The sequence below is a fragment of the Halomicrobium sp. HArcel3 genome (assembly GCF_058933135.1).
In genome coordinates this window covers 179,506-205,466 of sequence record NZ_JBZYDN010000002.1, presented here as the reverse complement: position 1 = coordinate 205,466, position 25,961 = coordinate 179,506, and the positions used below count along the sequence as shown (strand labels likewise).

Here is a 25,961-nt window from a genome sequence, read left to right as displayed (position 1 = left end):
ACTCGACGATTTCTGCTCTCGAAGTAGATCCCCGGCGGCCGATTCGACGGCCTCGGCCGGATCCCGGCCCCGTGTCGACCGGTCCGTTACTCGACGGTGACGAGTAACTTCCCGGTCGCGCGTCCGGCTTCGAGGTCGGCGATCGCCACTGGCACGTCCTCGAGAGGATAGCGTCGGTCGATGACGGGGACGACGTCACCGGACGCCAGGAGTTCGCCCACGACGGCGAGGTCGTCCGGGTTCGGTTCCTCCATCATGGCGGTCACCCGCCCGTTCCCGAGCCGGGAGAGCAGCGGTCCAAGCGCCATCGTCTGGAGCATCGGTCCCAGTGTACCGCCGACCAGTACGTACCGCCCGCCGGGAGCGAGAGCACGCCGCGATGCGAACACCGACTGGTGTGCGCCGGCGTCGAGGATGAGGTCGTACCGGTCTCCGGTCTCCGCGTAGTTCACCTCGGTGTAGTCGATCACCTGGTCCGCACCGATCGACCGGACCGCGTCGATCTTCTCCGTGCGGCAGACGCCGGTCACCTCGGCGCCGTCCGCCTTCGCTATCTGGACCGCGAACGTTCCGACGCCGCCGGACGCGCCGTTCACCAGCACGTGTTCACCCGCCCGTAGCCGCCCGTGGTCGCGCAGGCCCTGGAGTGCGGTGACCGCCGCCATCGGCGCGGCCGCGGCCTCCTCGAAGCTCACGCCGTCCGGAATCGCCACCAGGACGTCTTCGCCGGCACAGACGTATTCCGCGAAACTGCCCCGCCCCGACCCGGGGAGTTCCCCGAACACGGCGTCGCCGGGCTGGAACGTCGTCACGTCGCTCCCGACCGCTTCGACCTCGCCCGCCACGTCGGCCCCGAAGCCGGCCCGCTTCGGACTGCGGAGCCCGAACCCCATGAGCCGTACGAGGAACGGCTCACCGCGCATGACGTGCCAGTCGGCGGCGTTGACGGAGGCAGCGCGGACCCGCACTAGCACCTCGTCCGCGTCGGGCGTGGGCCGTTCGACGTCCCGCACCACCAGCGCGTCCGGCGGCCCGTATCGCGTGTGAAGGACCGATCTCATCCGCCCGTCGCGTCCCACCGCTTCGTCGCTGGTTCGTTCCGTGCTCACTCCCGCCGAATTCGCTCCGGTCGGATTCGGGTCGCTCCCGAGCGTGACGCTTGCGGCGCTGAAAGTCATCGTGTGTAGAGGGTAGCGCGCTGACAGCTTATACTAGCGACCTAGAGTACAAAACCGTCCAGCGGTACGCTAGATAGGGCATAGCGGTCACGCGAGGGACGCTTCCGTGTCAGATGTCGAGAAGCCGGTCGGCGACGAATTACCACTTCCAGCGGTCACAGCCGTGTCAGCAGGTGACAAACCAGCACGTCCTGCGAGTGAACCAGCGGAGCGCACCGCTCGACCGGTGAGATGGGACGGAGCGGAGGCGACCGAGGTGTGCGGGTGCGTCGACGGGTCCTCGACCGCCCGTCACCGAACTCGCCGTCACCGGACGCGTAGGTGTCGGTCCGGACGGCGCTCGCACCGGCGCGTCCGCTATCGGATCACTGGTTCCACACGCCGTGTCCGGGGTCGATACACCGATGGGTCCCATCGACGTCGTCGATGCGCCGGACGTCCTCGTCGTCGAGTTCGAGATTCTGGGCGGCGAAGTTCTGTTCCATGTGCTCGCGACTGGACGCCTTCGGGATGACCGCGACGTTCTCCTTCGAGAGCAGCCACGCCAGGCTCACCTGGGCCGGCGAGGCGTCGTGTTTCTCGGCGACGTCCTGGACGACGGGTTCGTCGAACACCGCGCCCTGCGCGAGCGGGGCGTAGGCCACCAGCCAGTGGTCGTGTTCGACGGCGTACTCGCGGAGTTCCTCCTGCTGGAGGAGCGGGTGGCACTCGACCTGGTGGGCGGCGATGGGCGCGTCGAGAATCTCGCGGGCCTCGTCGACGAGGTCCGCCGAGAAGTTCGACAGCGCGACGTTCCGGGTCTTGCCCTCGTCGTAGGCCTCGTCGAAGGCGGGCAGGACCACCTCGGGGTCGTAGTTGTCCGCCGGCCAGTGGACGTACAGCATGTCGACGGAGTCGACGCCGAGGCGGTCCAGACAGCCGTCGATGGCGTCGGCGGTGTCCTCGGGCTCCGGCGGCACGTCGACGTGGACGGTCTTCGTCGAGAGGAAGACGTCCTCGCGGTCGACGTCGCTCTCCGCGATGGCCTGGCCCACGTACTCCTCGTTCCCGTACACCTGGGCCGTGTCGACGTGTCGGTACCCCACGTCGAGGGCCGTCCGCACGTTGTCGCGCCACTGCTCTCTGTTGTCGTCGGAGTAAGTCCCGAGGCCGATCCTCGGCAACGAGTCGATTGGCATCGATCAGTGGTTGGGCGGACGGTCCTAATGCACTGGCGGTTGTTCCGACGTCGTGGCATCGTTGATATTGGGCGATCTCCGGTGGGTTTGAATGCGAATTCGAGGGACGGCGCTGTTTTCTGGGGAGGGCGTGATTCAATTGGATCTGTTGGAGTTGCAGAATCTGTATCCTCAACGACCGCAAACAACCCGAAAGCCCCGACCGTCTCGGGTCCCGCGGCCGCGACTGCGCTCCTCGCTCACTCCGTTCGCTCCGGTGCTAGTCGGGCCGGGGTTCCCCGAGACGGCCGCCCCTTTCAGTCCATCCCACCGCAGCCCTGCCCTTCCCCTGGTCGCACGACCCTCACATTCGTTCGGGCACGTGCTCCCGGCCGACCGCCGCGCGGTTGCGGAAGGAAGCGTGTCGCTCGCCGGCCGGCGAGCGACCGGGGAAGGGTGGGGAGGCAATCGCGAGCGCTGGGAGGCGTTGACCGGAGGGAGGAGCCTCCGAACGCGCAAACGGGGAGCAAAGCGACCCGTGAGCGCGTTTTATCGCGCGAGCAAGGCTGGTCCTGGAGGACTGAAAGGGCGAGGTGCGGTCGCGCTGCAAGGCAGTCGCTCAGCGGGCCCTACCCGAACGGACGTGAGGGTATCCCGGTGAGCGGCCGCGACCGCGCCGAGGGCTTTCGACGTGTCTGTGGTAATGCTGTGTGCTAGCGAGTAGGAGACGATAGCAAGAACTACTCTCTCTACTCCGGTCGATTCCCCACGATCTGCACGGGGTCGCCGACCCGAACCGACGTTCCGTCGGACTCATCGGGGACCGTGGTGTTGACCATCAGCCTGAAGGCGTGGTCGAAGCGGTCGCAATTGGTCCAGTCTGGCATCGTCGCCTCGCGCTGGCGGATGAACGTCTCCCGGAAGTCGGGCGTCTCCGCGCCCGTGTCCGGGTCGCGGCCCGGGACCACGCAGCGTTGGCAGGGGTGGATACCGTCGACGGCGGCGTCGCCGACCTGGAAGCGCACGACCTCGCCCGAATCGGTGAACAACTGGTCCTCCCAGAACGGCGGGACGCCGCCGATTTCGAGGTTGGCGCGGAAGCGCCGGCGGGCCGACTCGACGTCGAAGTCGAACCAGGCGGCGACCTCCCGGAGCGTCGCCGTCGAGACGACGGTCGGCCCGTGGCGCTCGCGGTCGTCGTGCTGGCCGCGGCCGTCCCAGCGGACGCTCACCTGGCGGTCGAAGTACTCGGAGAGCCAGCGGTTCAGGTCGCCGTGGACGTCGCGCTCGGTGGCGGGGTTCTCGCCGGACCGGCCGTCGTAGAGGGGAAAGAGGCGGCTGGTGTCGGGGTCGGCGTCCCGTCGACGCAGGGCCAGCGCGGGCCCGCCCTGCTCGCGGGGGACGTACTGGGACCAGAGCCGGTGGACGGCGGCGGTCTTCTTGCCGTTGACGTAGTCGCCGCTACCGCCGACGTCTGCGGCTTCGGGGTCGTAGGGCTCGGTCCCCGGACGGTCGAGGATAGCCCACTCGCGGTCGCCGTCCAGCGCGCCGACGGCGGTGAGCGTCGCCTGCTCGCGCTGCGCCGGGTCGAGCGACTTGACGGGGAACCGCTGGACGTGCGCGAGGTGCGGGTCGGCCGCCTCGCGGCTCTCGATGGGGTGGTCGGCGACCCAGTCTGTCATACCCAGTCAGTCGCACGGTCGGCGAAAAAGGCTGACGTTCGGCGCAAGGTCGGCCGCGCTCGAACAGCCGCGACTCACTCGAAGTGGCAGTCCGCGAAGTCGAGGATAGCATCCCAGTACCCCCGGTTCAGGGTGTGTTCGGTGTCCCGGCGGTACTGGCACAGATCGCCCGCACTGGCTCGCGAGACCTCGTCGTCGCCGGCGAGCAGGCCGTCGCCGACCATCCCGTCGGCGTCGAGGAACGACCAGACCGGGGCGGCGGCCCGGAGCGACTCGGCGGCCAGGTCGGGGTTGGCCCAGAAGTCCAGCGATCCCTCCGTGTCGAGCAGGGGCCGGGGCGCGACGCAGGCGACGAGGAGGTGCTGGTCGACTGGGAGGTGAGCCTCGCGGTCCACGAACGCGTCGAAGTCGTCGGCGAACCAGTGAGGGAACGCACCGGTGATGTCCGCGACCGACTCCTGGTCGTTCACCCGGGAGAGGGTCACGCCGCCGGTGCCGGACTGGTGGGGGACCACCAGGGCGATACGCTCGTCGGTCGCGCCAGCCCACAGCGCCGCCTTGCCCCGGCGGGAGTGGCCGAGGACGGCGATTTGGTGGGCGCGGACCCCCTCGACCGCGCGGAGGACGTCGACGCAGCGGTGGAGCCCCCACGCCCAGGCCGCCAGCGCCCCCCATTCGGCCCCCGGCGGGCCGGGGAGGTCATCGTCGTCGTAGGAGTCGCGGATACCCCCGTCGGCGGCCTCGCTATCGGGCGCCAGTTCCCCGCAGAAGTACGTCGCGAACCCGTAGCCGCGGTCGACGATGCGGTCGACGCACCAGAACTCCTGCCGGGCGGCGCGTGGTGCATCACCCAGTATCGTGACCGCGTCGTCGCCGACGGTCACCTGGTTGCCGGCGCGGTTGAGCCCCAGCACGACCGGTGCGGGGGAGTCACCGCCGGCGTCAGTGTCGGCGTTCGGGTCAGCGGCCGCCGGCAGGAACAGCGCCAGCGTAATCGACGGCGCGTCGGCTGGGAGTTCCGGAAACGAGATGGTCACCTCGGTCAGCGTCGCCGCGCCGTCGAGGACCCCCGGCGTCCGCTCGACCGCGGTCTCGATCGCGGGAGGATTTGGTGCGTAGCCGTAGACGTACCGGCGGAACAGTTCGAGGATCTCGGCGCGACGGGCGAGCCAGTCGGCACGCCGCTCGACCGCTTCGCCAGCGAACGTCTCGAATGGGTCCGGCAGGTCGGGGTTGGCGGGAAGCGCCGACGGGTCGGGGAGTGCTGACGGCGGTGGCAACTCGTGAGCCGGCGCCGACTGCCGGGACGGCGGCCGCGACGGATCGGAGGGGACGTCCATGGTATCACTGTGCAACCCCGTGAAGATAAACGTCAGCCGTCACGTCAGCCGTCACGTCAGCCGCCGGACGTCGAGTGATGAGATATCTGACACGAACGTCTTTCCGACCGAAGCCCCTCTTTAGAACCATGACGCGCCCTGCTATCCAGCTGTACACGCTCCGCGACGTGGACCGGCCGTTCACCGAGCTCCTCGAACTCGTCGCCAAGGCCGGCTTCGAGGGCGTCGAGTTCGCCTTCCGCGTCACCGACGAGGACCCCGACGACGTGGTCGAAGCGCTCAACAAGACGGAACTGGCGGTCGCCGGCGCCCACGTCGAGATCGACGAACTGGAGGAGGATTTCGCCGAGACCGTCACGCGGTACGAGACGCTGACGACCGACGACATCGTCGTCCCGTGGCTCGACGCCGACCACTTCGCGTCCCACGAGGCCATCGACGCCACTGTCGAGCGCCTGGAGGTCCTCGACGCCGAACTCGACGAGTACGGGATGGCGTTCCACTACCACAACCACGACCACGAGTACGTCGACCTGAACGGCGAGACGGGGTTCGAGGCGTTCCTGGACCAGACCGAACTCCACATCGAACTCGACCTGGGACTCGCGCTAGCCGCCGGTGACGACCCCGTCGCCAGGTTGCGCCAGCTGGGCGAGCGCTCCGACCTCGTCCACCTGAAGGACTACGACGTGGACGCCGGCGAGTCCGTCCCCGTCGGGGAAGGCGATCTTGACCTGGACGGCATCAGCGACGCCGTCACCGAGAACGACAGCGACTGGCTCGTCTACGAGTACCCCGGCGAGGACCCCGTCGAGACGCTGGAGGACGCTGCGGAGACCGTACGGGACATGTGTTGAGTGGTTGCTGAATTTTGAGAGAGTTGGAGAGGATTCTTGGTTGCAGATTGAAAGCCCTCACCGCCCTAGCAATCACTATCACCACCGCAAACACGTCGAAAGCCCTCGGCGCGCTGAACTCGCGCGGACCGCGCTGCGCTCCTCGGCTGCGCCTGCGGTGCTTGCGGGTCCGTGCTTCGTTCACCGAACCTCGCCCTTTCAGTCCACCAGGAGAGCAAGCTCTCCTGAGCCCTGGCTCGCTTCGCTCGCCAGGACACCAGGGACAGCGTTGCTCGCGCGGCCTCACTCCGTTCGCCCCGCGCTCGCGATTCGTCCACCACTCCTCCCCGGATTCGCGCCGTCCGGCGCGAATCACGCTTCCTGACCGCTCCGCAACCGCACGACGGTCGGCCGGGAGCGCGTTTCATCGCGCGACCAGGGGGAGGGAAGGGGTGGTGCTGTCCTTGGAGGAATGAAAGGGCGAGGCGGGCTGGACGAAGCACGGACCCGCAAGCACTGGAACGAAGTGAAGGGCGCAGCGGGTCCGCGCGATTCTCGTGAGCGGAGCGAACGAGAGCTCGGAAGACGAACGGAGTGAGTCTTCCGGTGGTCGAGCGCGCCGAGGGCTTTCTGGGCGTTGTCGTTCTCATTGCTGACATAGAATACTCACCAGAACCACACACAACGACCACCGACACAGGATCAACGCCCAAAAACACCAACCGATCAAGGCGCTCGGGTTTCGCGGGATTGATACGCGACGGCCGCCACACGTACACTCAATGCAGGGGCCGCTGTGGACGGAGACCTACGCGCCGGCGCTCGACGACGTACCCCAGCCGCAGGCACGCGAGCACCTCCGGGGAGCCATCGAGGAGCCGATGAACCTCCTCGTCCACGGACCCAAGGGAGCGGGCAAGACGGCGGGCGTCCGGGCGCTCGCCGACGAAGTCCACGAGAATCCCGACTCGGACCTCATCGAGATCAACGTCGCCGACGTCTTCGGGATGACCAAGAAGGAGATCTCCAACGACCCGCGCTTCAGTCCGTTCATCGACTCGAAGCGCCGGCGGGAGTCCTCCAAGGCGGACCTGATCAACCACGTCCTCAAGGAGTCGGCCAGCTACACGCCGATGTCTGGGAGCTACAAGACCATCCTGCTGGACAACGCCGAGGGGATGCGCGAGGACTTCCAGCAGGCGCTCCGTCGGGTGATGGAGCAGTACTACGAGGCGACGCAGTTCGTCATCGCCACGCGCCAGCCTTCACAGCTCATCCCGCCCATCCGCTCGCGGTGTTTCCCCGTCGTGATGCGCGCGCCGACCCACGAAGAGACCGTCGGTGCGCTGGAACGCATCGTCGAGGCCGAGGAAGTAGAGTACGACGACGACGGCCTGGAGTACGTCGCGGGCTACGCCGACGGCGACCTCCGGAAGGCCGTGCTGGGCGCCCAGACCACCCACGAACAGCACGGCGCCATCACGATGCAGAACGCGTACGAGGCGCTCAACGAGGTCGAGGCCGACGACCAGGTCGAGCGGATGCTCGACGCCGCCGAGAGCGGGGAGTTCACCGACGCCCGCTCGACGCTCGACGACCTGCTCGTCGACGAGGGCCACAGCGGGTCGGACGTGCTGGACGACATCCTCGCCGTGTCCCGCTCGCGGTACTCGGGCGACCGAGTCGCCCGGATCCACGAACTGGCCGGCGAGATCGACGCCGACCTCGTCGAGGGGACCTCCGACCGGATCCACCTGAGTCACATGCTCGCCGAAATCGGTGAGATAACCGCCGGGCGAGCGTGATAAACAGGACTGTCACTGAGAGAAGACGCGATCACGGCGTCCTCAGTCGTCTCCCCGATAGGCGTCACCACCGCGTTTCTTGATGGTGAGTATCCAGAGCGTCTCCGCCTCCCTGTCGACGCGGCAACCGAGACGAAACGGACCGATACGGAGTTTCTGATGCGGAACCCCGGTGAGCGGTTCGAGGTGGTCCATCGGATCCCGCCACGGGTCCTCGACAACCTCGTCCAGTTTCGAGACGATTCGCTCCCGCGCGTACTCGTCAAGTCCGTCGAACTGTCGACGGCCGCGCTCGGTGAGTTCCCATCCCCAGTCCCCCTCCCCGCTCATTTGTTCGGGTCACTCCCGTCGTCAGAACCGTCGTCGAGGCCGTATTCGGCCTTCACCTCGTCACTGGAGTACGTCCGCCCCTCCTGCACGTCGACTTCGCTCGCGAGCATCGCCTTCAGGTCGGCGCGATTGAACTCCGGGTGCTTTACCGCGTCACGCAGGATATCGCGGACGAACTCGCTCCGGCTGTTGTACCCCATCTCCTCCCACGTCCCGTCAACGTCGGCGAGAAAGGTCTCCGTCATGCGGATGTTCACGGTCGTCTTCTCCGGCGGTGAATCGGTTTCTGCCATGCGTTTGTGTTGAATTTGTGTAGCAATAACCATTACGCCCCGTGCGACCGAGCGACCGGATCCATCTGAGCCACGTGCTCGCCGAAATCGGTGAGATCGCCGCGGGACGGGCCTGAGCGTCGGTCGAACAGCGGCCGTTCGTGGCAGCCAGTGGCCGAACTCCTCACGCGACGTCGACGTCGGTGAACTCGAAGCGAGCGCCGCCGGCCTCGCTCTCCGTTATCGCGACCGACCAGCCGTGGGCCGCAGCGACCACGGCGACGATGTCCAGCCCGAACCCGGTGCCGTCGGCGGCGGTGGAGAAGCCGGGTTCGAACACCCGGTCGCAGTCGGCCGGGGGAATTCCCGGGCCGTCGTCCGCGACGTAGAAGCCGGTCGCGACGCCGTCGTCGCGGACGACGCCGACCTCGACCGCGACGGCCGGGCCGGCGTGTTCGATCGCGTTGCGAAAGAGGTTCTCGAAGAGCTGGCGGAGCCGACCCTCGTCGGCCGTGACGACCGCGCGGTCGACGACGGCGAACGACGCGTCTGTGCTGGCGACCGTCCCCCAGGCCTGGCTCGCGACGACTTCCAGCGAGACGGGCTCGACGGTGTCGACGTCGTCGCCGCCCCTCGCGAGCGTCAGCAGGTCGTCGATGAGCTGTGCCATCCGGTCGGCCGCGCGTTCGATGTCGGCGACCGACTCGGCCGCCACGCCTTCCTCGCGGAGGAGCGCGACCCGCCCGACGACGACCTGGAGCGGGTTGCGCAGATCGTGGCTCACCATCCCCGCGAACTCCTCGAGACGCTCGTTCTTCCGTTCCAGTTCTCGCTCGCGACACTTCATGTCGGTCACGTCGTCGATGATGCCGACGATGCGGTCGGGCCGGCCCGCCGCGTCCGTCACGACGCTGGCGTCGACGTGGAGCCAGGCGACGGCGTCGTCGGACCGGACGTACCGGAACTGGAAGTGGTACTCGTCGTCGGGGTCGCCCGACTCGACGTCGGCGAGCCACTGCTCGACGGCGGCCCGGGCGGCCGGCGCGTCGTCGGGGTGGACGTCGGCCACGAAGTTCCAGATCGGGTCGTCCACGAAGTAGGCGGGCGGGCGGCCCGTCAGCGCCTCGATGCCGGGGCTGACGTAGAGGAGCTCGGTGGTCTCGGCCTCGGCCATCCAGATCGTCTCCTCGACCCGGCCGACGATTTGCCGGAAGCGGGTCTCGCTCTCCCGGAGGTCGGCCTCGATCCGTCGGCGGTCGGTGACGTCCCGGAGCGTCGCGAGGTGGCGCCCCGGCGTCACGGCCGCCGTCGCCGTGAACTCGACGGTTCGGCGGTCGCCGTCCGGCCGGACCAGTTCGAACTCGCCGGTCGCCGCGCCCTCGGCCAGGAACCGGTCCCACGCGGTCGAGACGTCGTAGTCGGCGCTGGCGAACTCCGAGACGTTGCGTCCCAGCAGGTCCGCTCTGTCGTGGCCGAACAGGTCACAGGCCGCGGGATTCGCGTCGACGTAGTCGCCGTCGTCGTCGACGACGAGAACCGGGTCCGGCAGCGCCGTCAATAGCTCGTCGGCGTCGACGGCTCGATCCCGCTCGCGTGACCCGTCACTCATCCCCGTGGACCAGCGCGGAACGCACCCCAGATCCGGGCGAAGCGCGTCGCACTGCACCGGGCCTCGCGATTCGCCGGTGACAGCGGCCGAAGCGGTTGAACGTTGCGTGACACCACATGACGTACTGGGGGCTGTCGGCTGGTATAGCCCTGTCGCCTCCGAGGTGCGCCGGATCCAGTCACCCGTCGAGTGCCGTCCAGAGGGCGCCGACGCCGCCGAGAGCAAAGACAGCTATCCAGAAGCCGACGCTCAAACGGGACGGAAGCGATGCACGACCCCACGACCCAGAGATTTCGAGTAACAAACCGCCGGTGAGCGCCAGCAACCCCACACCGAAGAGACCGAAGGCGACGCGGACCGGCCGGCTCCCGAAAGCGCGATCGCGAACCCGGCGGGCACGTGACGAGGCGTGGGGGACGAGGACGACGGTGGCGACGACGCCCCAGACGACGGCGTCGAAGCGGCCGAGATTGGTCGACGTTCCACCCAGCGCGAGGACGTCGACCGCGGCCAGAACGGCGATGAGCAGCGCCATCGTCCCGAGGACCAGGTTGCGGTGGCGGCGTTCGGGCACGGGAGCGGGTTCGGCAGAGAGGATCAAAAACGTTCCCGTCCTGTCACTCAGGCATCACGAACCGGCGGTACCGACGAGTAGTGACAGGCACGTTCCTGGGCGCCTGCGGCCTGTACACGGGAAGACAGGTCGCCGTCCGGAACGGCCAGACGGAGGCGGTGACGGCCAGAGAGACGCCAACTGGACGCTCCGACGAACGGCGTCTGACGGGACCGACGGCTTCGAAATCCTTTTACGCGACTCAAGGGCTAGAGACACACAACGAAACATGGACATCGAAATCATCGAGGAAGACGAGAACCCCATGTTGCACCGGACCGACGTTCGGTTCGAGGTGCGACACGAGGACGCGACCCCCTCTCGTCTCTCCGTCCGCGACTCGCTGGCCGCAATGTTGAACAAAGACGCCGAAGAGACCGTCGTCCACGAACTCGACACGAAGTTCGGCATGCGCCGGACCATCGGCTACGCCAAGGTGTACGACAGCGCCGAGCAGGCCCGCGAGGTCGAGCAGGACCACATGCTCGAACGCAACAAGATCGTCGCCGACGGCGAGGGCGAGGAAGAGGCGGAGGAGGCCTGATCCGATGGCCCGAAACGAGTACTACGACGACGACGGCCAGGAAGCCCGCGAACGCTGTCCCCGCTGTGGCGACGCGTTCCTCGCCGAGCACGACGACCGCCAGCACTGCGGCAAGTGCGGCTATACCGAGTGGAAATAAGGGCCGTTTTTCCGCTTTCGACGCACCTTCTCCGGTAGCGACTGCGTTCGCGCGTCCTCTCATCCCGTCCGGTCCCAGTAGATTGATACCCCGACCGGTGAACCGTTCGGACGAATGACCAGTTCGTCATCCGCTCGACGGACGGCCGACGATCGGTCGAGCGTCCGTGCCGTCATCGTGGGCACGCTCGGCGACCCACTGGCGATCGTCCTCGGGGTAGTCACCTTCCTGGCCGCGGTCCCGGCGACGGTGTTCGCCATGCAGGCGGTCCTCTGGGACGTACTGCGAAGCGGCCTGAACGACGCAGCGACCGTCGAGACGCTCGTCGCGGTCGCGCCGTTCGACGTCATCTTCGCGCAGGTTCGGGTCGCCCTGGTCGTCGGGTTCGTCCTGGCGCTGGAGGTTGTCGTTCTCCGCCGGTGGTGGGTCAGTACGTCGCACGCCGGATCCCGTCGCGCGCTCCTCGCGCTGGTCGGCGCCGTCCTGTTCCCGGTCGGCGCAGTTCTCGGGTACCAGTTCGCGTTCCCCGTCGCCGTCGAAGTACTCGCGGCCGGGGAGTCGGCGTGGTCGGTCGTCCGGTGGGCGGGCCTGGCCTGCGACGTCGCGCTTGCGACCGGCGTAGCCACGCAGGTCGCGTTCGCGACGGGGGCGGTCGCGCTCTCTCGGTCCCGGAACGACGGCGGATCGGACGATCGGTCCTGAGCGGAGCCGTCGACCCGCGATGAAGGCAGGTCCAGCCCCGGTGACGCACGCCCGCGCGTATCGAAGTCGTCTTTTCCGTGGGTATCCGAATCCAGCACGATAAGATGAGCGAACCGGCGGCGTCGGGCGACCAGATGCGAGTCCTGGGCATCGAGGGGACCGCCTGGGCGGCGAGCGCCGCCATTTTCGAGACGGCGGACCCGTCGACCCACACCGACGACGAGCACGTCTTCATCGAGAGCGACGCCTACCAGCCTGCGAGCGGCGGCATCCATCCCCGTGAGGCCGCCGAGCACATGGGTGAGGCGATTCCACAGGTCGTCCAGACCGCCATCGCACACGCCGAGGAGCGGGCGGCCGAGGCCGGGGAAGACCCGGGGGCACCCATCGACGCAGTGGCATTCTCCAGGGGTCCGGGCCTCGGGCCGTGCCTCCGCATCGTCGGCACCGCGGCCCGCGCCGTCGCCCAGCGCTTCGACGTCCCGCTGGTGGGCGTCAACCACATGGTCGCCCACCTGGAGGTGGGCCGGCACTTCTCGGGGTTCGACGACCCCGTCTGTCTGAACGCCTCCGGCGCGAACGCGCACATCCTGGGCTATCGCAACGGGCGCTACCGGGTGCTGGGCGAGACGATGGACACCGGCGTCGGCAACGCGCTGGACAAGTTCACCCGTCACGTCGGCTGGAGCCACCCCGGCGGGCCGAAGGTCGAGAGCCACGCGAAGGAGGGTGAGTACCTCGACCTCCCCTACGTCGTCAAGGGGATGGACTTCTCGTTCTCGGGGATCATGTCCGCCGCGAAGCAGGCCGTCGACGAGGGGGAGGCCGTCGAGGACGTCTGCCGCGGGCTGGAGGAGACCGTCTTCGCCATGCTCACCGAAGTCTCGGAACGGGCCCTCTCGCTGACCGACGGCGACGAACTCGTCCTCGGCGGCGGCGTCGCCCAGAACGCCCGCTTGCGGTCGATGCTCGAAGAGATGTGCGACCAGCGCGGCGCCGACTTCTACGCCCCACCGGCGACGTTCCTCCGGGACAACGCGGGGATGATCGCCATCCTCGGCGCGAAGATGTTCGCCGCGGGCGACACCATCGCTATCGAGGAGTCGCGCATCGACTCGGACTTCCGGCCGGACCAGGTCGACGTTAGCTGGAGGGGGCGGGCCGCTTCGCGCCCCGACGAATCGGCGACGGTCGACCCGACCGAACTCCAGGGCGCCGAGGCCACCGTCCGGTTCGTTGGGGACCACGTCGTCAAGGAGCGAAACCCCCGGTCCTACCGCCATCCCGCGCTGGACAAGCGTCTGCGGGTCGAGCGAACGCGGCAAGAGGCGCGGCTGACGAGCGAGGCCCGCCGCCACGGCGTCCCGACGCCGGTCATCCGGGACGTCGATCCCCAGGAGTCCCGCATCGTCTTCCAGCACGTCGGCGAGGCGGACCTCCGGGAGTCGCTGACCGAAGCGTCCGTCCGCGACGTGGGCCGGCACCTCGCGCGGATCCACGACGCGGGATTCGTCCACGGGGACCCGACGACGCGGAACGTCCGGGTTGGGCCAGTCGAAAAAGACGGTGACGGCAGCGACGCCCGGACCTTCCTCATCGACTTCGGCCTGGGCTACTACACGCAGGACGAGGAAGACCACGCGATGGACCTGCACGTACTCGCTCAGTCGCTGGCTGGGACGACCGACGACGCCGGAGCACTCCGGGCGGCGGTAGAGGACGCCTACCGCGCAGCCAGCGACCGCGACGGGGCCGTTCTCGACCAGCTACGGGAAATCGAAGGGCGTGGCCGCTACCAGTGAGATTAAGTGGTCAGCTACCCGAAACCAAGCCATGGAACGAGCACTCGTGGTTCTGGAGACGAGCGAGGACGGGCAGACGATACTCCGCGAAGCTGGCGAACTCGCCGCCGGGGTGGACGCCCGCCTCGACGTGCTGGCGCTGATGACGCCGGAGGAGTACGAGGAGAAGCGGGAGACCCTCGAGGCCGCCGGGAAGGGCGAACACACGACGTACAACGAGCGGGCAGTCCTCGACAACCGCCGCCAGCGCGCCGAGGAAACCGTCGAGGAGGCCCTCGACGACCTCGACGTCGACTGGAACACCGTCGCCGCCCTCGTCGGCGACTCCGAGACGGAAGCCGACCGCATCCTGCAGAGTGCGGAGAAACACGAGACGGACCACGTGTTCCTCACCGGCAAGAAGCGCTCGCCGACGGGGAAGGCCGTCTTCGGCGACCGCTCCCAGGCCGTCATCCTCAACTTCGACGGCCCCGTGACGACGCTGCTGGGGTAAGACCGTCAGTCGTCACTATCGGCGGGAAAAACGACTTAACGGCGCGTGCCCAACCGTAGCGTATGGCCGACAAACCGCAGTCAGGTGAGATTTTCGGCGTGCCGTACAACTTCGACCGTCCCAGCGTCCGGCGACTGCTCTCTTCGTACTGGCAACCGGACGACGGCATGCTCGTCGAGAAACCCTTCGGCATCGGCTACACGCTGAACCTCGCCAACTGGCGCTCGTGGGTGGCGCTGGCAGTCGTCGGCGCACTCCTCTGGCAGGAAGGTCAGAGCAGGTCCCAGGGGCCGACCGACCGCGACGAGGAACCCGTCGAAGTTATCGTCGACTGACGAACCGAAGGAATTAATCTTCGCGTAGTCTGTTCACAGATACTGTGAAGGATCGGGTGGATTCTCGACCCAAAATTGTCGCCTATGGAGCTCTCTACGTCGTTTCTCTCGTTATTCTCGTAAGTTACTCCTTCGGTCATACCGGCCAGGCATTGGTGAGGGTCGATGCGTATACGGGGATGCTGATACTGCTGCTTGCGATTATTCCCCAGGCCTCTCGCATATCGAAACTAGTCTTCAGCGGCGAAAAGGTCAAGATCGATCTCGAAACTCCGAAACAACGTCTACAGCAGGACGTCGAGCACATCGACTCTCAAACAGAAACAGCCAATCTCCCGGAAGAAGTACGTCGCGACTTCGGAAACCGGGAGAGGCCCAGGAATCAGACGGTATCGGACCTCTCTAGTCGGCTTCCAGATGCAGAAGGTGCGGACCCGATCACCACGATCGCCAATCTCACTTCGGAGATCGAGGCCCGATTGCGAGAGATATTGCTCTCCGAAGGACTGTCACCTGACCAAAAAGCAACCCTTCAGTTCCTGGCGAATCAGGCCCGTGAAAACGAATTGATCCAGTCGGAAACGGCCAACGCGATAGAAACCCTCTGGTCGATACGTAATCGGCTCGTTCACGGTGGTGCCGTGGACCGCGAGGACGCAGAGACGATCGCTCTGGCAGGCACCAAAGTACTCGACACCCTCCAGAACTATCTGGAGGTGTCTGAGGTAACCGAAGTCCATCTTCGTGAGATACTCGCAGAGAACCCTGAACTTGTCGAGCCGGGATTCGAGATCAGGTCGGTGGAAGAACGAGTCGGAAATGCTCACATAGACGTCATCGGAGAGGACGCAAGTGGGGAGACGGTCGTTGTGGAGCTGAAACTGCGGCCCATCACCGAAGAAGTTGTCAAACAAGCCCAGCGTCGTCTGGAGACCTGGAAAACGACGCGATCCGACCAAACTGCGAGGGGAATAATCGTCGCCCCAGACGTCGAGAGTGGCGCGAAAGAATCTCTCGACCAGAGCGCAATCGAGTTCCGAGAGTTGAAGACGATATACGGGAAATAGCCACTATGCTCACGTTCGTCACGACCAACCCCGGGAAGGTCCACGAGGCCGAGGAGTACCTGGGGTCGGTCGAACAGTTCGACTTCGACTACACCGAGGTACAGGGTGAGGATCTGGGGACCATCGCTGCCCACGGCGCCCGGGAAGCCTACCGGGAGGCCGGAGAACCGGTCATCGTCGACGACTCCGGCCTGTTCGTCGACGCCTTCGACGGCTTCCCCGGCCCGTACTCCTCCTACGTCGAGTCCCACGTCGGTATCGAGCGGGTCTGGCGGCTCACGGAGCCCGAGGACGACCACGGCGCGAAATTCAGGACGGTCGTCGCGTACTGCGACGGCGAGGGGTTCGACGCGGGCGGCGCCGACCGCAGGGAGGGGGCGCCGAACGAGCGAACGGTGAGCGGAGCGAGCCGTGCGCGCGCCGACTCCGTCCGCGACGGCGACCCGCCGGTCAAGATATTCGAGGGCGTCGTCCCGGGCACCATCGTCGCGCCCCGCGGCGACGGCGGGTTCGGCTACGACCCCATCTTCGAACACGACGGGACGACGTTCGCGGAGATGAGTACCGGGGCGAAGAACGCCGTCTCCCACCGCGGCCGGGCGCTGGCGAAACTGGGCGACTGGCTCGACGAGACCGGTCGGGCCTGACCAGCCGATGGCTCCCACAGCCCTCGTCACCGGTGCCAGCGCCGGCATCGGCCGCGCGCTCGCGACCGAGTTCGCCAGACACGGTCACGACCTGGTCCTCGTCGCCCGGCGCGAGGAGCGCCTCCGGTCGCTCGCCGACGAACTCGAAACCGACTACGGGGTCGACGCGACGGCGATTCCGCTGGATATGGCCGACGACGACGCGCCCGACCGGCTGTTCGACTCACTCGACGAGCGTGGAATCAGCCTCGACGCGCTGGTCAACAACGTGGGCGTCGGCGTCTACGGCCGCTTCGGCGAGGGCGACCTGGCCGACCAGCGGACCCAGCTCCGGCTGAACGTCGACGTGCTCGTGGAACTTACCCACCGGTTCCTCGACGGCCGCTCCCGGGGACAGGTCCTGAACGTCGGCTCCGTCGCGGGCTTCACCCCCGGGCCGCTGCTGGCCGGCTACTACGCCAGCAAGGCCTACGTCAACAGCTTCTCCGAGGCGCTGGCGGCGGAGTACCGCGTCACCGATATCGACGTAACCGTGGTCTGTCCCGGCCCGGTCGACACGGAATTCCAGGAACGCGCCGGGATGGGCGACTCCACCGTGGCCCAAGTGTTCTCCCACACGCCCGAGGAGGTCGCGACGGCCGCCTACGCCGGCCTCCAGTCCGGCGACGTGGTCGTGATTCCCGGCCTGCCGATGAAACTCCTGACCCTGTTCCTGCGGATCACTCCCCGCCCGTTGCGTCGCTGGGGCGCCAGGATCGTCAACGGCGGGCGCTAGCGGCCGCTGGCGAGCGGGAGCGAGGGCTACTCCCTGGGGTCGCGGTCCGGTCCCGGATACTCACTTTCGTGGGTCGCCTCGTACAGCGATTCGGCGTCGAAGACGGTCGCGAACGCGTCCGGCGAGCGGACGCTGACCGAGACGCGCGGTTGCAGGGAGAGGCCGGCCTCGGCGCTGCGGAGCGAGTCGTCGAACGTGAGCAGGTGGGCCGCCTCGCCGCGGTAGGCGGAGGCCAGCGCCGGATGGTCGTCGTCGGGGTGGTCGACGGGTTCCCGCTCCTGCTCGACCCGCTCGCGCCAGTCCGCCGCGAGGTCGTCGTCGGTCAGGTCGGCGATCACCGCCTCGGCGTCGTCCAGCAGCGAATCGCTGGCGACGAGGGTGAGCCAGGAGTGCCCGCGGACGTGGTCGAGGGCCGCGCGGGCGTCGCCACCGACGAGGAGGTCAGCGGCGAGGACGTCGGCGTCGGCGACGACGCGGGTCGGGTCAGCAGTCATCCCTGTGCTCCGAGAGCGTCCGGTCGATGTCCTCGACAGTGACGTCGTACTCGTCGGCGCCGTCGAACAGCGTCCCCCATGTCATGCCCGCATCGAGGGGCGGCGCGACCAAAAATCCCCGGCGGACGGCGGCGTGATAGCGTCGGTTGTAATTCGTTCCCAGCGTTTTCCCACCATCTGTTCGTTCAGCCCCAGTTCACCCCGTCGGTGGCGTGTGCCTGCCGAAAATAGTTACAACCGACACTATGAGACGCCCGTCTGACGGGTGTTTAAGTGAGAGCCAGGGTTCCCATTCGACGGGTGCGCACGTACGGCTCGCGTGCCGTCGCCGGACAGGACGACGGTGCGCCCGTATCCCATCCTCCCATCGCGCGCCCGGACGACGCGACCTATCCTCTTTCGGTACGCGCCGGCTGCCCTCCGGACGGGTCGCGCTCGACCCCCTCTCCACTCTCCGGAGTGACTACGCCCCCCGGAGCGCCGTCCGGACCTCCGTGATGGCGTCCGGGTCGGAGAGGACCGCCACGTGGTCGCCGGCTTCTATCTCCGTCCGCGGCAGTGGAATCGTCATCGGCTCCCTGTCGTGGCCGTGGGCGTAGATGCGCGCCTGGCTCGGGAGGTCGACCTCGACGACGCGCGAGCCGACCACGGGCGCGCCCTCGGGGATGTCCACCGTCGCGACGGTCAACTGCTCGGCGAGGTCGGCGATGACGTTGAAGTCGCCCCCGAGCAGCGCGGTCTTGGCCCCCGCCGCGCCCAGGCGCTCGGGGTAGATTATCTCGTCGACGTCCGCGTCGTACTTCTCGTAGATCTCTTCGCGGTAGTCCTCGTCGATGCGCAACACGGTCCGGCAGCCGTACTCCTTGCCGATCATGCAGGCCGTGAAGTTGGTGTTGAGGTCGCCGGTCAGCCCGCCGATAGCGTCGGCGTCAGCCAGTCCGGCCTCCTCGAGGACGCTCTCGTCCGTGCCGTCGCCCGCGACGGTCTCGAACCCCTCCGTCCGTGCTCGGTCTACCTTGTCCGGGTCGTTGTCGACGACGACGACGTCGTGGCCTTCCGGGGCCAGAATGCCGGCGGTCCGCATCCCGACGCGTCCGTAGCCGACGATGACGAACTTCATGCCATGTCGTACGTTACCAGGCCTAAAAACGCTAGCCCTCCACGAGCGGCCGCGGAGCTACGGGACCAGATCGCGAGTCGAAAAATGAAGTCGGCCGGATCGCGTCAGGGAGCGACGAGCGCTTCGGTCTCGTTCTCCGTGGCGTTCGTCTCGGTCACGGTTTCGTTCGTCTCCTCGGCAGTCGCGTTCGTCTCGGTCATTTCGCCGGCGTCCGTCGCGTCCTCGCTCGGCGGTGCGACGGTGGCGTTGTCGACGATGGCGCCGCCCTCGTCGGTGTACGGCCCGTCAGCCGTCCCGTTCGTGGCGACGAAGTCGTACGTCTCGTTGTCGTTCGTCTCCATGTGCGGCATCGCGATCAGCGTCTCGTTCTCCGTGAACTCGGTGTCGTTGAACTCGGCACCGGAGACGTTGTAGAGAACCACCGAGAGGTTCTCGTAGGTCCCGGCCTCGAGGTACTCGGAGACACCGACGACGCTGCCGACGGCGTCACCGTCGAGCAGGCTCTCGTTGTGGATGGCCACGTAGCCACCCTCGGAGAGCGTCGTCGACTCGATGGTCACCGCGGTACCGTTCTCGGTCACGTTCGCGGTCTGGTTCTCGAAGGTGACCGCGGTCTGTGCCGTGACCGTCGTCGTGTCACCCGCCGCGTCGGTTTCGGTCTCGTTGAGTCCGGCCTCGGTCTCGTTTTCAGTCTCGTTGAGACCGGCCTCGGTCTCCGTTTCGGTCTCGTTGAGACCGGCCTCGGTCTCCGTTTCGGTCTCGTTCAGCCCGTCAGTTTCGTTCTCGGTCTCGTTGAGTCCGGCTTCGGTCTCGTTTTCAGTCTCGTTGACGTCCGCCGCCCCGTCGTCGGACTCGTTGTACCCGACTATCGTCTCGTTGTCGCCCGGCGCGTCGTAGATCGCGGGCGCGACGATCGGTTCACCGTCGATGGTGTACGGCCCATCTTCGGTGCCGTTCGTCGCGACGTAGTCGAACGTCTCGTTGTCGTTCGTCTCCATGTGCGGCATCGCGACCAGGAACTGGCTCTCGGTGAGTTCGGTCTCGTCGAACTCGGCACCGGGCACGTCGAACAGCGTGATCGTCACGTTCTCGTGCTCACCAGCTTCGAGGTACTCCGAGGCGCCGATAGTGCTGTTGACCGCCTCGCTCAGGTCGAGCTCGGTCGCGTTGGCGAGCAGACTATCGTCGTGGACGGCCACGTAGCCACCCTCAGGCAGGGTCGCGTTGACAGTCACTTCGGTGCCCTGCGAACTCACGTTCGTCACCTCGACGGACGCGTTCGCGTCCATCGCGGCAGTCTCGTTCGTCGTCTCGTTCTCGGTCTCGTTGAGTCCGGCCTCGGTCTCCGTCTCGTTGAGTCCGGCCTCGGTCTCCGTCTCCGTCTCGTTGACAGGCGTCTCCGTCTCGGTCTCCTGGACCGGTTCGGCGTCTGCCTGGACGGTGATCAGCGCTTCGTCGGTGACCGGTTCACCGTCGACCGTGTAGGCACCGTCCTCGGTGCCGTTCGTCGCGACGAAGTCGTACGTCTCGTTGTCGTTCGTCTCCTGGTGCGGCATCGCGATCAACGTCTCGTTCTCGGTGAGCGCGTCCTGTGCGTACTCCGCGCCGGAGACGTTGAACAGGGAGACCGTGACGTTCTCGTGGGTCCCGGCCTCCAGGTACTCGGAGGCGCCGACGACGCTCCCGATGACGTCACCCTCGAACAGGAACTGGTCGTGGATGGCGACGTAGCCGCCGTCCGGCACGGTGACGCTATCGATGGTCACCGTCGTCCCGTTCGAAGTCTGGTTCTCGAACGCGACGGAGGCGTTCGCGGACGCCGCCACCTCGGTCTCGGTTTCCGTTTCAGTCTCCGTGTCGTTCAGCGGTTCTTCGGTCTCAGTCTCGTTGACCGGTGCTTCGGTCTCCGTTTCAGTTTCCGTCTCCGTCTCCGTCTCGTTCAGCGGTTCTTCGGTCTCAGTCTCTTCCGGCGGCTGCTCGACGCCGGCGACCTGGACGAGCGCTTCGTCGGTCACCACTTCACCGTCCTGGGTGTACGGACCGTCTTCCGACCCGTTGGTCGCAACGAAGTCGTAGGTCTCGTTGTCGTTCGTGTCCAGGTGTGGCATCACGATCAGCGTCTGGTTCTCCGTGAGTTCGTTCTGGTCGTACTCCGCGCCGGGAACGTCGAAGAGCTCGATCTCGACGTCTTCGTACTCACCGGGTTCGAGGTACTCCGAGACCCCGACGACGCTGCCGACGGCGTCACCGTCGAGCAGGCTCTCGTTGTGGACGGCGACGAAGCCGCCTTCACCGAGTTCGACCGAGTCGACTGTTATCGTCGTACCGTCCGTCGTCTGCTGCTCGAACGTAACGCTCGCGTTCACTTCCGCAGCAGGTTCCTCGGTCTCAGTCTCCGTTTCAGTCTCAGTCTCGGTCTCCGTGTCCGTTTCCGTCTCGGTCTCGGTCTCCGTTTCAGTCTCAGTCTCGGTCTCCGTGTCCGTTTCCGTCTCGGTCTCGGTCTCCGTTTCAGTCTCAGTCTCGGTCTCCGTGTCCGTTTCCGTCTCTGGCTCTTCGACGTCGTCTAGCTGGATGTAGGCCTCGTCGGTGACCGCTTCACCGTCCGCGGTGTAGGGGCCGTCCTCCGTGCCGTTCGTGGCGACGAAGTCGTACGTCTGGTCGTCGTCGGTGTCGAGGTGCGGCATCGCGATCAGGGTCTGGCTCTCCGTGAGCTCGTCCTGGTCGTACTCCGCACCGGGGACGTCGAAGAGGTGGACCTCGACGTTCTCGTGGGTTCCGGCATCGAGGTACTCGGAGACGCCGATGACCGGCCCGACCGCACCGTCGTCGGTCTGTTCGTGGATGGCGACGAAGCCGCCGTCCGACACCGTGACCTGGTCGACGGTGACCATCGTGGCGTTGTAGGTCGGGAAGACGACCGACGCGCTCGGTTCGTCCTCGACCTCGGTCTCGGTTTCAGTTTCGGTCTCCGTTTCCGTCTCAGTTTCCGTCTCGGTCTCAGTCTCGGTTTCCGTTTCCGTCTCAGTTTCAGTCTCGGTTTCCGTTTCCGTCTCGGTCTCAGTCTCGGTTTCCGTTTCAGTCTCCGTCTCGGTGTCCTCCTCGTCGTCCTCGGCGTCCTCTGCGGCGTCGAGGGTCAGCTGGAGGAACTGCCCGTCGTCCCGGGTGAAGACCCCGTGGACGTAGTCGCCGGCTTCGAGGCCGTCGGTGGCGACGTCGAACGTGACGGTGTCACTCTCCTCGGCGTCGAGCGTGACCCGCTCCTCGGAGACGACCTGGCCGTCGAGACGGAACGTCACCGACTGGTTCGTCTCGAAGTCGTTGGGGTTAGTCACCTCGGCCTCGACGGTGAGTTCGTCCCCGACGGTCGCGTTCTCCGGTGCGTCGACCGAGTCGAGCGTGAACGACTCGGAGAGGGTGATCTGTTCGACCTGTCCACTGTCCTCGGTGAAGACGGCGTGGTAGTAGGTCCCCGTCTCGAGCCCCTCCGTGTCGGCCCGGAACTGGACCACCTCGGAGTCGTTCGGGTCGACCGTCACGAGCTTCGTGGCGACGACCGCCCCGCCGAGGCGGAACTCGACGGATTCGGTTATCCGGTCGTCGGTGGGGTTCTCGATCTCCGCGCCGACGCTGACGTTCGACCCGGGCGCGGCGCTCTCCGGTGCGTTCAGCGATACGACCTCGAGCGACGACTCGTCGCTCTCGGAGTCGTCGGCAGTCTCCTGCGCGACGGCCCCCTGTACGACGAACGCGCCACTGAGCGCTATCATCAACGCGACGATGACGACAGCGGCCCTGTTCGTGGAGCGTGTCATACTACTCTCTGGTCAGGTGTTGGTACTGTCATGGCGATGCAGTCGAAACGTCGTTCGATCAACAGATAAACCGGAGAGTTCGTTCAGTTACGGCGGCGGTGACAGGCCCGCCCTAGTGCGATTTCACCGGTTCTAAGAGGGGCCTTGGCCGCACCGGAATCGAGGGGTAGAACCCCCCGACGGACGCGAACGCCAGTCAGCCCTGCTTTCCCGAACCCCCCACTGAAATACGTCCCGGTTTCCGACCGCCGTCTTGCGATTGGACGGGGCGTGTCGTGGTGTACATCCACAACGTGAACGAACGGCGTGATACCGAGGCGTCCGTCCCCCCGGCCAGTGGCGTAGCGGTGGGAATCCGACACGGGTTTACCCCTCCCCCGCCGACGATTCGCCATGCGGGTAACGTTTCTCGGGACCAGCGGCGCCGTGCCCACGACCGAGCGCAACACGAGCGCCGTCTTCGTCAACCGGGAAGGGGACCAGCTGCTGTTCGACTGCGGCGAGGGGACCCAGCGCCAGATGATGCGGTACAACACCGGCTTCGGGGTCGAACACGTCTTCGTCTCCCACCTCCACGGCGACCACGTCCTCGGTCTCCCCGGCCTGGTCCAGACGTGGGACTTCAACGACCGGGAGGAGCCCCTGTCCATCCACGCCCCCGCGGGGACTCGCAGCCAGATCGAGGACCTGATCCACGTCGGCGGGAACGACCCCGCGTTTCCCGTGCGAATCCATCAGGTCTCGCCCGGCGACGTCGTGGTCGACCGCGAGGAGTACGAGGTCCGCGCGGTCCGGACCGAGCATCGCTGCAAGTCCGTGGGCTACGCCGTCGTCGAGGACGACCGGAAGGGCCGGTTCGACCGCGAGAAGGCAGAGAACGAACTGGGCATCTCGCCTGGTCCCGCCTACTCCAAGCTCCACCGCGGCGAGTCCGTCGAACTCGACGACGGCCGCGTCGTCGAACCCGAGGAGGTCGTCGGCCCGGCCAGGCCTGGTCGTACCCTCGTGTACACCGGCGACACCGAGCCCACCGACGCCGTCGTCGCGGCCAGCGAGGACGCGGACCTGCTGATCCACGACGCCACCTTCGCCGAGGACCGCCGGGACCGGGCACAGGCGACGGCACATTCGACGGCCAGACAGGCTGCCGAAGTGGCACAGCGGGCCGGTGCGAAACGCCTCGCGCTCACGCACGTCTCGACCCGCTACGGCGGGGACTCCTCGCCGCTTGCCCACGAGGCCAGCGATGCGTTCGAGGGCGAGAGCTTCGTCGCCCAGGACGGCCAGAAACTCCGGGTGCCCTACCCCGACGAAAACTGATGGCGTCCCGCACCGCCAGTTCGGAGAGATCTCACTCTGCAGAGCGGGGGATCGCAGTCAAACCGAGCGTCTCGTAGTCGCCGTCGTACGCGAAGACGTGGTCGACGTTCTCGTTCGCCATCTGCACCGCACAGAAGTGGTCGGTGAAGGATATCTCTTGGTCGTCGTAGTCGAGAAACACCTCGCCGGCGTCGGCGAACACCGCATCTGACTCGCCGAGAAGCGTGATGTTCTCCGACGTGGTCAGCATCTCGTAGGCGTCGGCTGCCCAGCCGTGGCGACCCTTCGACTGGAGGAGCGTCACGAGTTCGTCGACGACGTAGGTGTTCGTAAACAGCGGCCGATACGGGATTTCACCGCGACCGACCGCTCGCATGAAGGCCCGCGCCGTGTCGTGCTCCTCGGCGTCGGGATGGAAGTAGGCGAAGAGTCCACTGGTGTCGAGAAACAGCGCCGTCGGACCGCTCGTGATTGGTTCGTACGCCGTCAGCGCTTCGGCCATCACTCGTCCCCGTAGAGATAGTCGTCCGTCTTCGACGCCGACACCGTCTCGCCCGTGGTCCCGTCGGGTTCGTAGTTGAACAACGGGTCGTCGGGGTCGAGTTCAGAATGGGTGTGAGTGTACTCCGTCGCCGCATCACGGAGGACGTCCTTTAGCGATCTCCCTTCGCGATCCGCGACCTTGCGGAGTCGCTCGTACTCTTCGGTCGAGAGCTCCGTTTGCACGACTTTCGTCTCCGTACTCATGGCCATGACCACCTACATGTTCATTGGCCATTCGTCTTCTTATACCTGATGCCACTGACTAGCGACGTTCGGAAGGGGAGACAGAAAGAGATGGAGACAAGTAGCGGAAGAGAGCCGACAGCCTAGTCGTGGCCGTAGACCGGCACCGGGTGGTAGGGTTCTTCGAGGTATTCGACGTCCGACGCCGAGAGGTCGATATCGAGCGCCTCGACGGCCTCCTCGAGGTGTTCGATGCTCGACGTCCCCAGGATCGGCGCGGTGACGGCGTCGTGCTGGAACTGCCAGGCCATCGCTATCTGGGCCATCGTGACTCCCTTGTCGGCGGCCAGTTCCTGGACGCGCTCGTTTATCTCCTCGCTGCCGGGGCCCTCGTGATACGGGGTGCCGTAGTCGATCTCGTGTTCGCCCCGCGTCGTGTCGCTGAACTCCTCGTGCGGCCGGGTGAGGTAACCAGCCCCGAGCGGACTCCACGGCAGGACGCCGACGTTCTCCCGCTCGCAGACGGGATACATCTCTCGTTCCTCCTCGCGGTAGGTGAGGTGGTGCAGGTCCTGCATCGTCTCGAAGGACGCGAGGTTCTCGCGGTCGCTGACGTGTAGCGCGCGCTGGAACTGGTTGGCGTACATCGACGACGCGCCGAGGTGCCGGACCTGCCCTCGCCGGACCGCGTCGTCGAGTGCCCGCAGCGTCGTCTCGATGGGGGTGTCGTAGTCCCAGCGGTGGATCTGGTAGAGGTCGACGGTGTCCATCCCCAGCCGGTCCAGCGAGTGTGCGAGTTCCTGCTCGATGGTCTTCCGCGACAGGCCCTCCGCGTTGCGGTGTTCCTTCGCGCCGGGCCAACGAACCTTGGTGGCGACGACCTGTTCGTCACGGTCGTAGTCGGTGAGCACGTTCCCGAGGATCTCCTCGGACTCGCCCGACGAGTAGACGTTCGCCGTATCGAAGAAGTTGATTCCCAGGTCGATGGCGCGCTCGATGAGGTCGCGCGACTCGTCCTCGTCGAGCATCCACTCGTCGCCGCTCCCGAAGCTCATACAGCCCAGACAGATCTTCGAGACCTCCATCCCGGTCGAACCGAGGGTGGTGTACTCCATGGAACTGAGGTCGGGTGAAGGGTGGAAAAAGTCGACGCCAACTTTCCG

At 66.6% G+C, this 25,961-nt stretch carries 26 protein-coding genes; 12 read left to right on the top strand and 14 right to left on the bottom strand.

Going from position 1 to position 25,961, the window contains the following annotated elements; translation table 11 throughout:
* Positions 1–86: 86 nt before the first annotated feature.
* From AC5FRV_RS06800 to AC5FRV_RS06785, 4 genes are all read right to left on the bottom strand, one after another.
* Complete coding sequence (locus AC5FRV_RS06800) at positions 87–1,061, bottom strand: NAD(P)-dependent alcohol dehydrogenase (protein WP_493560347.1); 975 nt, start codon at positions 1,059–1,061, stop codon at positions 87–89.
* Between the two features lie 482 nt (positions 1,062–1,543).
* The gene (locus tag AC5FRV_RS06795; RefSeq protein WP_493560346.1) at positions 1,544–2,356 is read right to left on the bottom strand and encodes an aldo/keto reductase; all 813 of its coding nucleotides are present in this window, start codon (positions 2,354–2,356) and stop codon (positions 1,544–1,546) included.
* Positions 2,357–3,084: 728 nt separating this feature from the next.
* Positions 3,085–4,017 (bottom strand): MOSC domain-containing protein, encoded by a 933-nt coding sequence (locus tag AC5FRV_RS06790; RefSeq protein ID WP_493560345.1) that lies wholly within the window; start codon positions 4,015–4,017, stop codon positions 3,085–3,087.
* Positions 4,018–4,091: 74 nt separating this feature from the next.
* On the bottom strand, positions 4,092–5,357 hold the full coding sequence (locus tag AC5FRV_RS06785) for a glucuronyl esterase domain-containing protein (protein WP_493560344.1): 1,266 nt from the start codon (positions 5,355–5,357) through the stop codon (positions 4,092–4,094).
* A gap of 128 nt (positions 5,358–5,485) precedes the next feature.
* Between AC5FRV_RS06785 and AC5FRV_RS06780 the strand changes: the two genes are divergently transcribed.
* Both AC5FRV_RS06780 and AC5FRV_RS06775 read left to right on the top strand, forming a co-directional pair.
* Positions 5,486–6,214, top strand: a complete 729-nt coding sequence (locus AC5FRV_RS06780) for a sugar phosphate isomerase/epimerase family protein (RefSeq protein WP_493560343.1) — start codon at positions 5,486–5,488, stop codon at positions 6,212–6,214.
* Positions 6,215–6,975: 761 nt separating this feature from the next.
* Entirely contained in the window at positions 6,976–7,998 is a 1,023-nt protein-coding gene (locus AC5FRV_RS06775; protein WP_493560342.1) for an AAA family ATPase, read from the top strand.
* A 42-nt stretch (positions 7,999–8,040) separates the two neighbouring features.
* On the opposite strand, the gene AC5FRV_RS06770 is transcribed toward AC5FRV_RS06775, so the two are convergent.
* The 4 genes from AC5FRV_RS06770 to AC5FRV_RS06755 all read right to left on the bottom strand — a co-directional run bounded on the left by AC5FRV_RS06770 (position 8,041) and on the right by AC5FRV_RS06755 (position 10,783).
* A complete protein-coding gene (locus AC5FRV_RS06770; protein ID WP_493560341.1) occupies positions 8,041–8,328 on the bottom strand; it encodes a type II toxin-antitoxin system RelE family toxin in 288 nt (95 codons plus the stop codon).
* Positions 8,325–8,621, bottom strand: coding sequence for a ribbon-helix-helix domain-containing protein (locus AC5FRV_RS06765; protein WP_493560340.1), 297 nt, complete (start codon positions 8,619–8,621; stop codon positions 8,325–8,327). Before AC5FRV_RS06765 ends, AC5FRV_RS06770 begins: the two co-directional genes overlap by 4 nt.
* 163 nt (positions 8,622–8,784) lie before the next feature.
* Entirely contained in the window at positions 8,785–10,209 is a 1,425-nt protein-coding gene (locus AC5FRV_RS06760) for a sensor histidine kinase (RefSeq protein WP_493560339.1), read from the bottom strand.
* Between the two features lie 178 nt (positions 10,210–10,387).
* The gene (locus tag AC5FRV_RS06755; RefSeq protein WP_493560338.1) at positions 10,388–10,783 is read right to left on the bottom strand and encodes a hypothetical protein; all 396 of its coding nucleotides are present in this window, start codon (positions 10,781–10,783) and stop codon (positions 10,388–10,390) included.
* Positions 10,784–11,051: 268 nt separating this feature from the next.
* Between AC5FRV_RS06755 and AC5FRV_RS06750 the strand changes: the two genes are divergently transcribed.
* The 9 genes from AC5FRV_RS06750 (at position 11,052) to AC5FRV_RS06710 (ending at position 17,326) form a co-directional block, all read left to right on the top strand.
* Complete coding sequence (locus tag AC5FRV_RS06750) at positions 11,052–11,366, top strand: 30S ribosomal protein S24e (protein WP_493560337.1); 315 nt, start codon at positions 11,052–11,054, stop codon at positions 11,364–11,366.
* 4 nt (positions 11,367–11,370) lie between these two features.
* Positions 11,371–11,505, top strand: a complete 135-nt coding sequence (locus tag AC5FRV_RS06745; RefSeq protein ID WP_089818809.1) for a 30S ribosomal protein S27ae — start codon at positions 11,371–11,373, stop codon at positions 11,503–11,505.
* Between the two features lie 114 nt (positions 11,506–11,619).
* Positions 11,620–12,207 (top strand): twin-arginine translocase subunit TatC, encoded by a 588-nt coding sequence (locus tag AC5FRV_RS06740; RefSeq protein WP_493560336.1) that lies wholly within the window; start codon positions 11,620–11,622, stop codon positions 12,205–12,207.
* A 134-nt stretch (positions 12,208–12,341) separates the two neighbouring features.
* The gene (locus AC5FRV_RS06735; RefSeq protein WP_493560869.1) at positions 12,342–14,009 is read left to right on the top strand and encodes a bifunctional N(6)-L-threonylcarbamoyladenine synthase/serine/threonine protein kinase; all 1,668 of its coding nucleotides are present in this window, start codon (positions 12,342–12,344) and stop codon (positions 14,007–14,009) included.
* A gap of 31 nt (positions 14,010–14,040) precedes the next feature.
* A complete protein-coding gene (locus tag AC5FRV_RS06730; protein ID WP_493560335.1) occupies positions 14,041–14,502 on the top strand; it encodes a universal stress protein in 462 nt (153 codons plus the stop codon).
* A gap of 62 nt (positions 14,503–14,564) precedes the next feature.
* The gene (locus AC5FRV_RS06725) at positions 14,565–14,837 is read left to right on the top strand and encodes a DUF5808 domain-containing protein (RefSeq protein WP_493560334.1); all 273 of its coding nucleotides are present in this window, start codon (positions 14,565–14,567) and stop codon (positions 14,835–14,837) included.
* Positions 14,838–14,881: 44 nt separating this feature from the next.
* Positions 14,882–15,904: an endonuclease NucS domain-containing protein gene (locus AC5FRV_RS06720; protein ID WP_493560333.1), complete on the top strand. Its 1,023-nt coding sequence runs from the start codon at positions 14,882–14,884 to the stop codon at positions 15,902–15,904.
* A 5-nt stretch (positions 15,905–15,909) separates the two neighbouring features.
* A complete protein-coding gene (locus tag AC5FRV_RS06715; RefSeq protein ID WP_493560332.1) occupies positions 15,910–16,551 on the top strand; it encodes a non-canonical purine NTP pyrophosphatase in 642 nt (213 codons plus the stop codon).
* 7 nt (positions 16,552–16,558) lie between these two features.
* Positions 16,559–17,326: an SDR family NAD(P)-dependent oxidoreductase gene (locus tag AC5FRV_RS06710; RefSeq protein ID WP_493560331.1), complete on the top strand. Its 768-nt coding sequence runs from the start codon at positions 16,559–16,561 to the stop codon at positions 17,324–17,326.
* Between the two features lie 26 nt (positions 17,327–17,352).
* On the opposite strand, the gene AC5FRV_RS06705 is transcribed toward AC5FRV_RS06710, so the two are convergent.
* The 3 genes from AC5FRV_RS06705 to AC5FRV_RS06695 all read right to left on the bottom strand — a co-directional run bounded on the left by AC5FRV_RS06705 (position 17,353) and on the right by AC5FRV_RS06695 (position 22,752).
* Positions 17,353–17,820 (bottom strand): DUF7384 family protein, encoded by a 468-nt coding sequence (locus AC5FRV_RS06705; protein WP_493560330.1) that lies wholly within the window; start codon positions 17,818–17,820, stop codon positions 17,353–17,355.
* Between the two features lie 463 nt (positions 17,821–18,283).
* Positions 18,284–18,940, bottom strand: a complete 657-nt coding sequence (locus AC5FRV_RS06700; protein ID WP_493560329.1) for a potassium channel family protein — start codon at positions 18,938–18,940, stop codon at positions 18,284–18,286.
* A gap of 104 nt (positions 18,941–19,044) precedes the next feature.
* Complete coding sequence (locus tag AC5FRV_RS06695) at positions 19,045–22,752, bottom strand: DUF7282 domain-containing protein (protein WP_493560328.1); 3,708 nt, start codon at positions 22,750–22,752, stop codon at positions 19,045–19,047.
* Between the two features lie 393 nt (positions 22,753–23,145).
* Here AC5FRV_RS06695 and rnz point away from each other — a divergent pair, with 393 nt between their 5' ends.
* Positions 23,146–24,072: a ribonuclease Z gene (gene rnz / locus AC5FRV_RS06690; RefSeq protein ID WP_493560327.1), complete on the top strand. Its 927-nt coding sequence runs from the start codon at positions 23,146–23,148 to the stop codon at positions 24,070–24,072.
* Between the two features lie 31 nt (positions 24,073–24,103).
* Here the strand turns inward: rnz and AC5FRV_RS06685 are convergent, their stop codons facing one another.
* The 3 genes from AC5FRV_RS06685 to AC5FRV_RS06675 all read right to left on the bottom strand — a co-directional run bounded on the left by AC5FRV_RS06685 (position 24,104) and on the right by AC5FRV_RS06675 (position 25,913).
* Entirely contained in the window at positions 24,104–24,574 is a 471-nt protein-coding gene (locus AC5FRV_RS06685) for a type II toxin-antitoxin system VapC family toxin (protein WP_493560326.1), read from the bottom strand.
* On the bottom strand, positions 24,574–24,819 hold the full coding sequence (locus AC5FRV_RS06680; RefSeq protein WP_493560325.1) for a hypothetical protein: 246 nt from the start codon (positions 24,817–24,819) through the stop codon (positions 24,574–24,576). Before AC5FRV_RS06680 ends, AC5FRV_RS06685 begins: the two co-directional genes overlap by 1 nt.
* A gap of 122 nt (positions 24,820–24,941) precedes the next feature.
* Complete coding sequence (locus AC5FRV_RS06675) at positions 24,942–25,913, bottom strand: aldo/keto reductase (protein ID WP_493560324.1); 972 nt, start codon at positions 25,911–25,913, stop codon at positions 24,942–24,944.
* Between the last annotated feature and the right edge of the window lie 48 nt (positions 25,914–25,961).